This window comes from Peribacillus sp. NPDC097198 (assembly GCF_044762055.1).
Classification (GTDB): Bacteria; Bacillota; Bacilli; order Bacillales; family DSM-1321; genus Peribacillus.
In genome coordinates this window covers 33,195-47,722 of the sequence record NZ_JBIWDO010000009.1, presented here as the reverse complement: position 1 = coordinate 47,722, position 14,528 = coordinate 33,195, and the positions used below count along the sequence as shown (strand labels likewise).

14 protein-coding genes are annotated in these 14,528 nt (G+C 38.4%); 4 read left to right on the top strand and 10 right to left on the bottom strand.

Annotation, left to right across the window (positions count from 1 at the left end; all coding sequences use genetic code 11):
• Window positions 1-35: 35 nt before the first annotated feature.
• The 5 genes from ACIQXQ_RS15900 to ACIQXQ_RS15880 all read right to left on the bottom strand — a co-directional run bounded on the left by ACIQXQ_RS15900 (window position 36) and on the right by ACIQXQ_RS15880 (window position 6,383).
• The gene (locus ACIQXQ_RS15900) at window positions 36-1,016 is read right to left on the bottom strand and encodes an ABC transporter permease (RefSeq protein ID WP_402868734.1); all 981 of its coding nucleotides are present in this window, start codon (window positions 1,014-1,016) and stop codon (window positions 36-38) included.
• A complete protein-coding gene (locus ACIQXQ_RS15895) occupies window positions 1,009-1,923 on the bottom strand; it encodes an ABC transporter ATP-binding protein (protein ID WP_402958699.1) in 915 nt (304 codons plus the stop codon). The genes ACIQXQ_RS15900 and ACIQXQ_RS15895 overlap by 8 nt, the downstream gene beginning before the upstream one ends.
• Window positions 1,920-2,717: a GDSL-type esterase/lipase family protein gene (locus ACIQXQ_RS15890; protein WP_402958697.1), complete on the bottom strand. Its 798-nt coding sequence runs from the start codon at window positions 2,715-2,717 to the stop codon at window positions 1,920-1,922. Before ACIQXQ_RS15890 ends, ACIQXQ_RS15895 begins: the two co-directional genes overlap by 4 nt.
• 261 nt (window positions 2,718-2,978) lie before the next feature.
• A complete protein-coding gene (locus ACIQXQ_RS15885; protein WP_402958695.1) occupies window positions 2,979-4,154 on the bottom strand; it encodes an MFS transporter in 1,176 nt (391 codons plus the stop codon).
• A gap of 42 nt (window positions 4,155-4,196) precedes the next feature.
• Complete coding sequence (locus ACIQXQ_RS15880; RefSeq protein WP_402958693.1) at window positions 4,197-6,383, bottom strand: PAS domain S-box protein; 2,187 nt, start codon at window positions 6,381-6,383, stop codon at window positions 4,197-4,199.
• Window positions 6,384-6,740: 357 nt separating this feature from the next.
• Here ACIQXQ_RS15880 and ACIQXQ_RS15875 point away from each other — a divergent pair, with 357 nt between their 5' ends.
• Window positions 6,741-7,649 (top strand): YitT family protein, encoded by a 909-nt coding sequence (locus ACIQXQ_RS15875; RefSeq protein ID WP_402868742.1) that lies wholly within the window; start codon window positions 6,741-6,743, stop codon window positions 7,647-7,649.
• A 90-nt stretch (window positions 7,650-7,739) separates the two neighbouring features.
• On the opposite strand, the gene ACIQXQ_RS15870 is transcribed toward ACIQXQ_RS15875, so the two are convergent.
• From ACIQXQ_RS15870 to ACIQXQ_RS15855, 4 genes are all read right to left on the bottom strand, one after another.
• The gene (locus tag ACIQXQ_RS15870) at window positions 7,740-7,934 is read right to left on the bottom strand and encodes a cold-shock protein (RefSeq protein ID WP_402868744.1); all 195 of its coding nucleotides are present in this window, start codon (window positions 7,932-7,934) and stop codon (window positions 7,740-7,742) included.
• 840 nt (window positions 7,935-8,774) lie between these two features.
• On the bottom strand, window positions 8,775-8,981 hold the full coding sequence (locus ACIQXQ_RS15865; protein WP_402868746.1) for a cold-inducible protein YdjO-related protein: 207 nt from the start codon (window positions 8,979-8,981) through the stop codon (window positions 8,775-8,777).
• 133 nt (window positions 8,982-9,114) lie between these two features.
• Window positions 9,115-11,235: a DNA helicase RecQ gene (gene recQ / locus ACIQXQ_RS15860; RefSeq protein ID WP_402958691.1), complete on the bottom strand. Its 2,121-nt coding sequence runs from the start codon at window positions 11,233-11,235 to the stop codon at window positions 9,115-9,117.
• A 135-nt stretch (window positions 11,236-11,370) separates the two neighbouring features.
• Window positions 11,371-12,177, bottom strand: a complete 807-nt coding sequence (locus ACIQXQ_RS15855; protein ID WP_402868749.1) for a LysM peptidoglycan-binding and 3D domain-containing protein — start codon at window positions 12,175-12,177, stop codon at window positions 11,371-11,373.
• A gap of 257 nt (window positions 12,178-12,434) precedes the next feature.
• On the opposite strand from ACIQXQ_RS15855, the gene ACIQXQ_RS15850 reads away from it, so the two are divergent.
• From ACIQXQ_RS15850 to cotJC, 3 genes are read left to right on the top strand one after another with little or no spacing between them, the layout of a single operon-like run.
• The gene (locus tag ACIQXQ_RS15850) at window positions 12,435-12,668 is read left to right on the top strand and encodes a spore coat associated protein CotJA (RefSeq protein WP_402868751.1); all 234 of its coding nucleotides are present in this window, start codon (window positions 12,435-12,437) and stop codon (window positions 12,666-12,668) included.
• Between the two features lie 2 nt (window positions 12,669-12,670).
• The gene (locus tag ACIQXQ_RS15845) at window positions 12,671-12,937 is read left to right on the top strand and encodes a spore coat protein CotJB (RefSeq protein WP_402868753.1); all 267 of its coding nucleotides are present in this window, start codon (window positions 12,671-12,673) and stop codon (window positions 12,935-12,937) included.
• A 12-nt stretch (window positions 12,938-12,949) separates the two neighbouring features.
• The gene (cotJC, locus tag ACIQXQ_RS15840) at window positions 12,950-13,519 is read left to right on the top strand and encodes a spore coat protein CotJC (protein ID WP_402868755.1); all 570 of its coding nucleotides are present in this window, start codon (window positions 12,950-12,952) and stop codon (window positions 13,517-13,519) included.
• Window positions 13,520-13,568: 49 nt separating this feature from the next.
• Here the strand turns inward: cotJC and ACIQXQ_RS15835 are convergent, their stop codons facing one another.
• Complete coding sequence (locus tag ACIQXQ_RS15835; protein ID WP_402958689.1) at window positions 13,569-14,441, bottom strand: CvfB family protein; 873 nt, start codon at window positions 14,439-14,441, stop codon at window positions 13,569-13,571.
• Window positions 14,442-14,528 lie beyond the last annotated feature (87 nt).

The window sequence follows — 14,528 nt, the reverse complement described above, 5'->3', positions numbered from 1 at the left end:
TAAAAACCGGCCTTGATGCAACAAGCCTTCCTCGATTAAAAAACATCCTTCCGTGTAAATACCGAAAAAGATACAAGCAGGGCAATGGCCCACCAAGCAAGTAGAGTAATCATAGATGATGATAAGGTCATACCCTCGATAGGAGGTGCTGTCCCACTAACATATGAGGTCAACTTTAAATTCACCATAAAGAAATATTTAGCCGATTCCCAAGAAGAAACCATGTTGCTTAAAATGGCTCCGGATATTAGGGAGGCGAGCATGATACCCATCCCTGCAGGTGTACTTCTAACTAGTACTGACAACATGAATGAAAGGGTTCCTACCACTACGGCCACCAGCCAGACTAGGCCCATATCCATCAAAAGGAATTTCCATTGTTGGACCATTCTTACCTGGCTTATATCCACTTCTCCGCCATTTATGCCAAAACCGGTAATGGTCGGCGCATTCCAGCCATGATACCCAAAAACAAGACCTGATAAAAAATAAGCGAGAAGAGCGGTCATCGCCACTATCAAGGAAACAGCCAATAACAAAGTAATATATTTACTCAAAAGTATTTGCCATCGTTTCACAGGCCTAGTGAGCAAGAGTTTAATCGTTCCCTGACTACTTTCCGAGGATACGAGGTCACTGGCTACAATCATGATTAAAAGGGGAATGAATAGGTCTATTGAATTCTCCAAAAACATACGTGTAAAAGTTGCAGCCCCAGGTTCTGAAGGGTTAATGTCGTGGTCTAGATAATATTGCTGCTGTTTTAGGGTGACCTGAAGCTGCTCTCTCCATTCATCCAACATCCTGCTTGAGCTCAATCTGTTCTGAGTATCGATGATTTGCTGTTGAACTGCAGTACGCCAATCATCAGTACCTAACTTCTCTCTTTGCTCCTCCACTTGTTTATATTGTGCGTATGTAAACATCAACACTAGTATACCTACGATAATTCCAATGATGAGCAGCCGTTTCTTTGCCAATAACTTCATCATTTCATTTTGAATCAGGTTACTCAATTCCAGCACCCCCACTTCCGGTTATTTGTAAAAATAACTCCTCCAAGGCTGGAAGTCTACGATTCATTTCAAGTACCTTCACACCCGCAACATTCAGGGCGGCATTCCATTCGGGAGTCCTATGTTCATCAAATTTTGTGACGATATAATCGTATTCCACCATTATATCCGTAAACGCACTAAGGATTTCGCTTCCCTTTTGCAATGGCTCAACACGCCAAATCATCTTTTCCTGAGTCTTTAATAAATGTTCTACCGTATCAGTTTGGATGATTTCACCTTTTGTAATAATGGCCACTCGATCACAAAGAAGTTGTATTTCCCCCAGTAAATGGGAAGATACCAAAACACTCATGCCTTCTTCTTCTGCAAGTTTCCTAATGAACTGGCGCATTTCACGGATTCCTGCGGGATCAAGTCCATTTGTCGGTTCATCCAGGACCAATATTTTAGGTCTGTTTAGCATAGCTTGTGCTATACCAAGCCGCTGCCTCATACCTAACGAGTATGTCTTCACCTTTTCATGAATCCGAGCCTTAAGACCAACTAACTCAATGACTTCATCCATTCTTGATTCATCAACACCCGGTAGCATTCGTGCAAAATGGAGCAGATTGTCCCAACCACTTAAATATGGGTAAAGTTCTGGATTTTCTACTATACAGCCTAAATTCTTCATGGCTTCCGTAAAGTTTTTACGTACATCGTACCCACATATTTCAATGGAACCTGATGTTGGCTTAATTAGGCCAACCAACATTCTGATTGTCGTCGTTTTCCCGGCCCCATTCGGACCTAAAAAGCCGAATACTTCACCCTCTCTTAGCTCAAACTCTATTCCCTTTATGATTTCCCGCTTGCCAATCGTTTTTTTTAGATTCTTCACGCTCAATGTCACATTCCTCATTTTGCTTCCCCTTCCCATTGAATTAAAGGAGAGATCCTATCCGCGATCAAACGATACCCTTCCTTATTGGGGTGAAATCTATCCGAATACAAATACTCATTCACTGATAACTGAAATAAATCAAAAGTCGGTACGAATACGGCATTTTCATAGGTCGCAATCACCTCAGCTGTTTCGTTATTCCAATCCCGAACAATTTTATTTGTATCAAAGTCTTCATCCAATTCGATGAAGGGGTTGTACAAACCGACCATGAATATGGTGGCTGAATCATTTAATTTAGTGATTTCCTTTAAAGTCTCATTCAAATTTTTCAAATAGTCCTTTTGCAATTCACTGGTAACCTCAAGATCATAATCAAATAAGGTCTGACCTTGCTGAAAAAGATCATTCCCGCCGATTGTAATCATGATGACATCCGCTGACTGTATTTGGCGACCTATCTCCGATTGTTTCACCTGTTCAGCCAATTCTTTGGATACTTGCCCCTTTACTCCAAGGTTATGAACAAGGGGTTTGCTATTAAAGCGACTTTTCAAGTCTTCGACCACAAGGCCCACATAGCCTTTCCCTGTCTCATCGCCAGTTCCCCGAGTCAGAGAATCTCCTAAGGCCACTAAGGTGAAATCATCTGGAATTTTTTTTTCTATTGATTTTGAATTTGCTTCTTTCAATTCCACTTCAGAGGATTTTTCTCCATAGTAATCGTAAAGTGTCCACCCTACACAAAACAGAAAAAACAGTCCGATAAGCGCTGCTATAATAGTTGTTGCAATAACCCTGACTTGGCTCAATCACATTCATCCTTCCGATGGTTTACTTAATTCCATTAAAACACATTATTTCCAATAATAAAAAGATGTCGACCCCGTTAACTAAACTGTCCGTTCTTTTTTTCATAAACGCATGACAACCATGAGCCGATTCCAGTAGGCTTCCACGGTAAAAACAAGATAACCTACCAACTAGCACCGTATTAAACTCAATGGATTAGCAAACAAAAAAAGACTTATTCACAAATGTGAGCAAGTCCTTTAAAAATTATAAATTCTTTACTATATGGGCTGACCTCCCGTCTTTCCCTCCATTATCATAAGCCATACCGTAAGTATGATACCAAGCACCGAAAGACTTCCAAAAAAGAGATAAACCATGTAAATACCTGATGTATCCATGATCATGCCACCGAAAAATGTACTGAACCAATTACCGAACCCGTTCCCTATCGCAGAATAAAGTGTGACTGCCGTAACGGTTATATGAACTGGTACAACCTCTTTAATATATTGCAGACCTGCTGGAATAAATAATCCAAGTGAAAAACCTTGCATGATAGATAAAATATAAACAATGGCTAAACCAGGTTCCATAAAATAGAGAACCCATCGGACCAGCGAGGCACCCCCTGCCAATAACGTGATTGGCAGCAACCCCCATTTATGAATCCAACTTCCTGCGAGACGTAAGAATGGAATTTCGGACAGCACCGCGAGCAGAAATGCAATGCCGATTCCTGTATAGGTTCCACCCCTAGCCTCCACGAATAGGCCATAATAGACGTTATTCGCCAGGTTGGGACCAAAAATCAGGAATGTTACGGCAAGAAAGACGACAAAACGTTTCATAATAAAAAGTTCCTTTATTCCACTGAAAAGCTTTGCTTTTTTTTGCGGTGACTCCTCGGGTAAATGCAGAGCTAGAAAAGCAGCAAAAAGAAGGCTGATAAAAAATACGTAGAAAATAACGGATGGGCCTATGAAAGTTTCCGATAACCTCCCCATCACAAAAACGGCAACTCCAAAACCAAGCGAACCATATAAACGGATTTTCCCATAATTCGCGTTGATACTCGTCGTATATTGCAAGGTGATGCTATCAGACACAGGGATAAGGGCACTTTGAAAAACTGCCAGTCCCACTGAGATGCATACTAAAAATAGAAAAGGTTCAAATAAAACATATCCTAACCCAAAAATTCCAGCAAATAAGGTAGTCAACGCCAGTATCCTAGTGGGTTTTCCAGTCCAGTCACAAATCAGTCCCCATATAGGTTGAAAAAAAATCATCACCAGTGGTCCAACAGACATGATGAACCCTATTTCAAATCCATTCAGTCCGACCTCATTAGCTAAATAGACACTTAAAAGTGGTGTCAAGCTACCTACCGCAAAAAAAGAAAGAAGATAAAACCCTTTTAATCGTGTTATATGAACCTTTTCAAGTTTATTCACTAAAATATCCCCCATGAAGTCATCTAAATACTATTACAAACACTAGACAGTTAGTCCCAGTTCCCTTTCTTGTCTCTTTCTTTCTTGCAACAACTCCAGAGGGAGGACAATGTTAAATACAGTCCCTTTATCAACTTCACTTTCTACAAACACTCGTCCTTGATGACTTTCAATGATTTTAAAGCTAACCATAAGACCCAGCCCATTCCCGGATTTTTTTGTAGTGAAAAACGGTTCACCCAATTTTCTTAATTGATTGGGAGGGATTCCCACTCCTGTATCTGTTATAGAAATATGAACCTTCCTTTCCCTTAATTCCATAGTGACCCTGATTTCTCCTCCTTGCGGCATCGCTTCCATTCCATTCTTAATGAAATTCAGAAAAACTTGTTTCAAACGATTTTCATCGCACTGAACATGGATTTCTTCTTGGAAACTAGTAAAGAAGAGTATAATATTTTTCTTCTTCGCATCATACTCAGTTAGCGAGATAACATTCTGTAAAATCGGGACGATATTCTTTGTTTTCAGATTCAAGGACTGTGGTTTTGCCAGATCCAAAAATTCTTCAATAATCTCATTTACCCGGTTGATTTCATCTAAAATGATATCCAAATATTCTTGTCGCTCACTATCCGTTTCATCTAATTGTAAGAATTCCGTATACCCTTTAATCGATGTAAGAGGATTTCTTACTTCATGGGCCACTCCTGCAGCCAGTTGTCCGACAGCTGCCAATTTATCCTGGCGATAAAGCATTTCTTCTGTTTGTTTTCGCTCTGTGATATCATAGCGAATCGCGAGAAATTGATAGGGTCTGCCTTCAACTGTATAAAAAGGGACAATCGTGGTATCCACCCAATAATAACTACCATCTTTCGCTCTGTTTCTAATTTCCCCTTTCCATACTTTGCCCTTATGTATGGTCTTCCACATATTCTCGAAAAACTCACTTGAATGATATCCGGAATTCACCATTTTATGCGTTTGTCCAATTAACTCGTTTCTCGTGTACCCAGAAATTTCAGAGAATTTTTCATTAACCTCGACGATGATTCCTTCATCATCAGTTACGGCCACGATAGACGATTGATTAATGGCATAGTACATATCACCCAATTCTTTAATAGAAACCTTTAAATCCTTCTCAGCCTTTTTCCGACTGGAAATATCAGATCGTATGGATATATATTGATATGGTTTTCCTTTCTTCATAAAGGGCACAATCGTGGTATCCACCCAATAGAGCTCCCCGTTCTTTGCCCGATTACATATCTCACCATGCCATGTCTGTCCATTACTGATCGTTTTCCATAGATTGAAAAAAAACTCTTTAGAATGATAACCCGAGTTAATGATTGAATGATTTCTTCCAATCAGTTCATGCTCTTCATATTGGGATATTTCAATGAATTTTTCGTTAACATAGGTTATGATGCCTTTTGCATCCGTAATGGCCACAATCGAGGATTGATCTAAAGCATAACGGATATCACTCACTTGGTTGTCACTCTTCACCAACCGTCTTGCAACAATTGTGCTCGAGCCAATTAAATTCGCTAGTATGAAAAGCGAAACAAAGCATACGAGATAAAGCATAAAGGGTGTTAATTGAGCGAGTCCTTTCATATTCACCATTTCTGGAGTAAGTGGAAGCCCTCTCAAAAAAAGAAAATGTCCTCCAATAATTGCTCCGCTCATAATGATCGTACTGACTGGTTTTAGGAAGGGTTGACTCCCTTTTCCATTATAAAATAATAGTGAAAATCCGCTTACAAACAACAAAAAAATTATAACTAGCGTACTACCTAACAACCATGGATTAAGTTCCAAGGACTTACTCAATGGATACAGGCCAATTAAATAATTTGATAAAAGAGCCATCGTAAACATAAAGCTACAGAAAACCATTTGCAACATGGAAGGGTTATGGGCAATGGCCAAAAGGCCAATCCCTACAAATATGGCTCCTAATATTAATGAAAGCATGATTAAGGAAAAACTGTAAGCCGTAGTCCTGTCACTCTCATAAGTAAAAACATATACAAAATTCATCGTCCACATAGTCACTCCCATGGAGCAAGTACTTCCCAAATACAAAAGACGTTTATATTTTTCTGCCGAAATATATGTTGTCAGCAAATCCAAGGCGGTATAGCAAGCCATGAATGTCAGGAGTGCTGCAATTATAAATAGGATTGGATTGGATGATACAATTGATTGTTCCATTAACCTTCTCACCTCTATCGTTCTATTATCCTATATTGTAATGTAAATTTCGAATTGCTTAAAGACTTTTATTTCTATTTACCTGTCTTCCTGAGTTATTTAAAGTTATTTTCTGTATATTCAATAAATAAATCTTCGACAACTATGTAAAAAAATAATAGAATGACAAATATTTTTCCTATGTATCGAGTAAAATAAAAAGTGTTTATCAATCGTTCTCCTCCTGAGAACAATGATTACAATTCATGAGTACGTGCAAAACAAACTACGTTCGGAGAGCTTATTTCTTTTTTTAATCCCTTTTATACGTTTATAATTAAATAGAGAATATATATAAAAAGGAGTGGGGGCATGATAATGTCGGACCTAGCAAGCGCAAATACAGCCGAAATTATACAAAAGAAGACGCAGCATAAAAAACTGACGCGTAGGCAAGTTTTACAAAGAGGTCTACTCATAACGATTGGTGCCGTATTAATGGCTGTCGGCCTTGAGATTTTTCTTGTTCCGAATAACGTTATCGATGGAGGCATTACCGGTATTTCCATTATGTTATCTTATATCACCGGCATGAAACTTGGTATCTTTCTTTTTGTTTTAAACCTTCCTTTCTTTTTTATTGGATATAAACAAATCGGAAAAACCTTCGCTTTATCTACCCTATATGGAATATTAATCCTTTCTTTAACTACCACATTGCTTCATCATGTACCAGCTTTCACTCAGGATATTCTCCTTGCTTCAGCTTTTGGAGGCATGATACTTGGAATTGGGGTTGGAATGGTAATTCGGTATGGTGGTTCATTAGATGGAACTGAAATCCTTGCCATTCTAGCTAGTAAGAAACTTCCTTTCTCTGTTGGTGAGATTGTCATGTTCTTCAATTTATTCATCCTTGGCAGTGCAGGATTTGTTTTTTCCTGGGATCGTGCCATGTATTCGATTCTGGCTTATTTTGTAGCGTATAAAACGATGGATATCGTTATAGCCGGTTTGGATGAATCTAAATTTGTTTGGATTATCAGCGATGAGTTTTTGGATATAGGGGATGCAATCATGCATCGCTTAGGACGAGGCGTAACTTATCTAGCTGGAGAAGGCGCCTATTCAGGGGACGATAAAAAAGTTATATTCTGCGTAATAAACCGTCTTGAAGAAGCAAAACTTAAAGATATCGTAAAAAGTTTCGATCCTTCTGCTTTCCTTGCCGTCGGTGATATTGCCGAGGTTCGAGGTGGACGGTTCAAGAAGAAGGACATCCATTAAAAATATCCTTCTTACATTTGCAATATTCAGTTATGGTTATGCAGCAAAAAAAAGCTGAAGGGAAGAATCCCTTCAGCTTTTTTAATGGTATTAATAATTTCTCGGATTATTAATTGCTTGTAGCATTCTTGTACCTTGTTTCATTTTACTACCGCATAATGGGCAAAGGTGCTCATCATTGCTCGTAAAGTTATCCCGAATCCACCCTTTACAATCTTCTGATGTGCATTCCCAAACCTTAGTTTCTTCAGGAATGATTTCTTCCGTATTATTTCTTCTATACATGTATCTCACTCCTTAGATTTAAATTGACTTAGCACAGATTTTTTGTGCCGGTGCCATAAAGATAAAGAAGAATAGCTAGCGATTAATCTAAATAAATGTGAGTATAGCCCATTTACTTATCTAAGATTAGTTACTATACACTCAAGATAAATGAGTGGAAATAACAGGAGATCACAACCAATTTTAAATATCTCATTATACATTATAACATATTTCTTCATAAAATATTTAAGTAAAGCTTAGGATACCTACAATTCCAAATCGAAGTATTCACAATCCAGCCTTTGACTACCTCAGAGCTTGTAAAGACTGGACTGTATTCAAGAATCATAATCATGATTCTTCCAGCTTGTTCGCTTAGTATAAAGTCGAATCAAGCATGAGAGTAATTTTAGTGCCATAACCTAAAACAATGAAAGCCCTGCCTCTCTCTCATCCATACGGCTCCTAGACCGTGCCTGTGAGAATCAGGTGAAAGCTGATAAGTACATGTTTATTAATTAAACCGTCCGTAATTCCAATTGGGAAAATTAAATCCAAAAGATAAATGGCTACATAGAAGTAAGTTAATGAAGAACAAAATGAATCGAGGAAAATACCTGGTGATTAGAACGTATTTCTTTCTAGTTGTTTTAACTTGTTTCTACTTCATCATAAAAACGATGAAAATTATTTTATTAATAAAAATGTATCTTTTAAATTACCCTCTTAGTGTTTTCTAATAACAACACTGAAATTTAATTATAGCACACGTTTCTTATGATGTAAAGAGTAGTTATTATATCTTGATGAAAGCCTAATTACATTCCCAAAATAAAAAGAGGTAAGTACTTACCCCTTTTATTTATACGCATTATATTCATTTTCAATTTTCGGAAGTTCTCTAACTTCTTCAATTAATTGACTTCCACACATTGGACAATCATAGTTTACTGAGGCAAAGTCCTTCCTCATCCAGCCATTACAATCCGCTGATCCGCACGCATATACAATAGTATCTTCCATTATGATTTCTGGTTCCTCTGAATTCTTTTTGCCAAAATACATGAGCAACCTCCTTTTTCAAATTACACACCAAGTTTTAAGCCAATGAACTTTTCGGCTGTTTTACTTCTATAGTATACGTATCAAATCAACTTCTTATTTATCCAGCGCTAAAAAATAACCATTATTTGATCAATTAGTTAGCTAATGTGGCTTTTACCATGATCGCTTTTATCTGAAAGTATGAAAAATGCTCGGGAAGGGCCTCTTTAAGAGGTTTTAGCTTTCCGGAATCAAGTTGTTTAGCAGTTTCCAGTACTAAATCGTACTCTTCTTGATTGAAGAATCCCTCCCATTTGATATCCATTTGTTCTTCCGCACACTTTAATAAATGATTTTCGATGGAAATTGTAGACAGGCCTCTTATCGTTGCAATTTCTTTGATTGACTTTCCTTCTTGATATAAACGATAACTTTCGATATGTGAAGGTCCTGTACTGCTTTTCGTCGTTTCTTTTTTATATATTCTATTCGACTCAATGTCAGGATGTGCTTGTAAATAATTCGAAACTACCTCTAAAAATGTCCTACCAAAACGATCGTATTTTTGTGAGCCCACGCCTTTGACCTCAAGGAAATCTTGTTCTGTCACAGGTAACCTTGTTGCCATATCCTTTAAAGTGGCATCCGAAAAAATAATGAATGGCGGCACATTTTCCGTACTTGCGATGTCTTTTCTTACACGTCGTAATTCTTCAAACAAACCATGATCCACATTAATGCTGGTGACTTGTTTCACTTCTTTGCGTAGCACTTGCTTCTGATTTAGCAACACTTCCCTACCAGCATTTGTTACTTTAAGAACAGGAAATTGCCCACCTGTCATTTCGATAAATTGCTTGGCGGTCAAAAAATCTATGAAATCGGCAACATCTTTAGCTGACTGATTATTGATAATTCCATATGTCGAGAGCTTATGGAATCCAAATTGTTCTATCTTTTTGTTTTTTGAACCTGTAAGCACTTGACTGATCATCGTCTTGCCGAACCTTTCCCCCATTCGCAACATGCACGAAAGGACCATTTGTGCCTGAGTTGTCACATCTACGGCATCACGTTTATCCGTACAGTTTTCACAATGACCACAATCTTCAGGATTCTCTTCACCAAAGTATCGAAGGATAAATGCTTGTAAACACCCTTCTGTAAAACAATAATCCTTCATCCTATTCAGCTTCTTCAGTTCTTGGGCTTGCCATTCTTGAGAGGGATTGGATTGGTCGATTAAGAAACGCTGAATCTGCATGTCTTGAGGTGAATAAAGCAGAATACATTCACTATCCAATCCATCACGTCCTGCACGACCTGCTTCTTGATAATAACTTTCCATATTCTTCGGCGTTTGGTAATGGATGACATAACGAACGTTTGATTTGTCAATGCCCATACCGAAAGCTGAGGTTGCAATCATCAAAGATATATCGTCACGAATGAATAGCTCCTGTTGTTCAGATCGATCATGTTCATTCATTCCAGCATGATAACGCCCTGTTTTAATACCCGCTTTGTTGAGTTTGGCATGTAATGAATCGACTTCTTTTCTTGTTGCAGCATATATAATACCGGACTCATTTTTATTCTTCTCAATATAACGCATTAAATATCGACTGCGGTTCTCTTCCTTGACGACGGAAAAAAATAAATTTTCCCTAGCGAATCCTGTGGATACCGTATGGTTTGCAGTAATTCCCAATGACTGACAGATATCTTCTGTTACATGCGGGGTTGCTGTCGCTGTTAAGGCAAGAATGGTCGGAGCAGTCGGCATTTCTTTCAAAAAGGTTTTGATTTTTAAATAACTTGGTCTAAAATCATGACCCCATTGAGAGATGCAGTGAGCTTCGTCTATCGCGACCATCGATATATCCACACTAGCCAGATCCCTCTGAAAAATATAGTTTTCCAATCGTTCCGGTGCCAGGTATACCAGCTTGTACCTTCCCTGCTTAATATCTCTCATCCTATTGGAAGCTTCCGTACCAGATATGGAGCTGTTGAGAAAAGTGGCATCGATGCCGTTTTGTTCGAGGGCATCAACCTGATCTTTCATCAAGGAGATTAACGGGGATATAACGAGTGTGACGCCTGGCAAAAGTAGGGCTGGAATCTGGTAGCAAATTGACTTTCCTCCTCCAGTCGGCATAATTCCAGCTGTGTTTATTCCATCTAAGACTTGCTCGATAATCTTTTCTTGGCCTGTCCTGAATGATTCATACCCAAAATACTGCTGTAAATATTCGCGTGCTTTTTCTATCAAAGTGTGACTCCCCCAATTGACTATTGTTTTAATATCTCTATTGTACTCGTTTTTTTCATACACCAAAAGAATAAAAAATAGACACAGATATTATCTGTGTCCATTCCTTCTTTCATATAGAGCAATTGACAGTTCTTAATTAAGGATTTTTAGATTAACGTTTTTGACGCCCCAGTTTAGAGCATCTTCTTTATTTGGAATGAAAATATCGACCTTATTTCCTTTAATCGCACTACCTGTATCAGCTGCCGTTGCATAACCGTAGCCTTCTACATATACTTTTGTTCCTAGCGGTATGACAGATGGATCAACGGAAATGACTTTTTGATTTGGATTTGCTTTCAAATCCACCCCTGTCGCTGTGACGCCGCTACATCCTTGGCAATCTGCTGTATAGGCTGTTGCCCTTACAGTCATTTCTTTTGCTACATTGTCTTGATTTGATTCATTTTGCGATACATTATTCTCTTTTTCTGTTTTTTCAGGTTGTGTAGGTGCAGTTTTTTGTACTGGTGCAGTCTCTTGTGCTGGTGCAGCTTGCTCTGCCTTATTATCTGGACCTGTACTTGCTGCCTCCACCTTATTTGCCGCTGGTTTAATAACTAGGGCCTGTTTTGGATGAATTGTATCTGTATTTAAATTATTCCATGATTTAAGGTCCTTAATCGAAACATGATATTTATTCGCTATTTTCGATAATGTGTCTCCAGCCTTTACGGTATATTGCTCTTCTTGAGAAATATGTAAAGAGTCTCCCACATATATATAATCTGACGTTAATTGATTCCATGATTTAATATCTTCTACTGAAACTTTATGTGATTGAGATAATCCCCATAGTGTGTCACCATTTTTGACTGTAACTTCCTCAGCTTGAACCGGTATTGTAAATGCTCCTGATATGGCCACCACGGCCGTTAACGATAAAATTGATTTTTTCATATATCGTACCTCCTTGTGAACTCTTTCAAAAGCTATGTTCTAAATACTATCACAGATTGTCCCTATACAAAGAACAAACAGATGAAGAATAGATGTCAAACATCACAGAAAGATAACAAGAGGATAACAAGCCCAAAAATACAAAAATGATTCCAAGTAGAGTCTGTCCTACCTTTTGGCCGTTTTTCATTAGGCATATTTTATTAACAACAGCATAATTATTAATGGCTGACCTTATATTGAAAGGAGGAGTTTCCTTGGCAAGTGAAAAGACTTTTACCTTAATCAAGTCCTATAAGCCTTTTCATAGCAAATTCGATCCATGTCCACCAATCGGAAGAAAGTATTACCGTACGCCTCCGAATTTGTATATTAATTTTCAGCCGCCTAACCTAGAACAATTTTCTCCAGAAGAAGCTTTGAGGTATGGTACGCTTTGGAAATTTTTCTACGATTTTTATGATAATCCATATCGTGAAAGGGAGAAATAGTAATGAATAGGAAACTGGATGATGAATATTACCAGTTACTCGGCCAAATACAAGCTGCCGATTTCGTGTTAGTCGAGCTGACTCTGTATTTGGATACACATCCCCATGATCAGCAAGCTTTACAACAATTCAACCAATTTCAACAATACTCAACCAAATTGAAGGCAGCATTTGAACCTAAATACGGCCCATTGTTTCAATTTGGAAACAGTCCAGATGGTGAAAATAAATGGGAATGGGGCCAAGGACCCTGGCCATGGCAGGTTTAAGGAGAGATATCTATGTGGATATATGAGAAAAAGCTACAATATCCAGTAAAGGTTGGTACTTGTAATCCCACACTGGCTAAATATTTAAGAGAACAATATGGAGGCGCTGATGGTGAATTGGCTGCCGCACTACGATACTTAAATCAACGCTATACAATTCCGGAAAAAGTTATCGGATTGCTCACCGACATTGGAACGGAAGAATTTGCTCATTTAGAAATGATTGCAACGATGATTTATAAGCTTACAAAAGACGCCACACCGGAACAAATGCTAGAGGCCGGTCTTGGTGATCACTATGTTAATCACGACAGCGCCCTCTTCTATGAAAATGCAGCAGGAAATCCATGGACGGCTACGTATATTCAAGCAAAGGGCGATCCCATAGCAGATTTATATGAAGATATTGCAGCAGAAGAAAAGGCCAGAGCAACCTATCAATGGTTGATTGACATTTCGGATGATCCGGACATCAACGATTCATTAAGGTTTTTAAGAGAAAGGGAAATTGTTCATTCCATGAGATTTCGTGAAGCGGTGGAGATTTTAAAAGAAGAAAAGGGGAAAAAGAAAATCTTTTAATAAAAACCATAAAAAAAGCAGCGGAGAAGTTCATTCCGCTGCTTTTTTATCATTTACGATCAGAAGAGTATGTCCATCCTTCTTCTTGATAAATCTTTCCTTCTTTCATCAATTTACCAAGAGCACGTTTGAAGGCTCCCTTACTTAAACCGAAATGGAACTGGATATCACTAGGCGGAGTCTTATCACCATATGGCATGGCTCCACCGCGATTCATTAAATAAGTATAGATGATATCAGCATCTTCTTCCATTAGATCTTGCTTGAATGGAAATAGAGAAACGTTAAGTGTGCCATCTTCCTTACTGTCGATTACACGCCCCTCAACAAATTCTCCTAGGCGCGGCTCTTCTTTTCTCTCACTTTCATGAATAAAGCAACGATACCCTTCCTCCGAAACAAAGAAGGAACCGACCATCAGCAATCGATATACATTCCCTTTTACGGTAGTATTGCGGACTCCTTTTAATGGAGCTGGAACAGTGATTTCTTGAATGATATCTTCCGTTGTAAGTCTGCCGAATAAACGATCATTCCGATCTGTTTTCAGGCAAATATAGAGACGATCCCCCACTTCCGGCCATAAACGATCGATGTTCGGAAGGTCGTCCAAAGATACAAGAATATCTTTAGAAAGCCCAATATTCACAAAGACGCCTAGCTTCTTTTGTACATTGACGACTTCTGCCCAGCCATATTTGTCAATCTGTATTTCCGGAATATTCATGGTAGCCGTTAACCGTGCCTGTTTATCATGATAGATAAATACTGTAACTTCATCACCAATTTCAAGTTCAGTACCTTCATTCGCTTCATTATGGTGTAGCAAGACATCTTCCGAACCATCAGTCAAGAACCATCCGAAATCAGCCTTACGTTCTACTTGTAACTCTACAGCCAAACCGGCCTGAATTTTTTGCATGTATAAAAATCCTCCTGTAACTTACCTTTACCTACAATTGTACCCAAATATTTATTTTTCCATCATATTTGAATCTATCATTTTTTT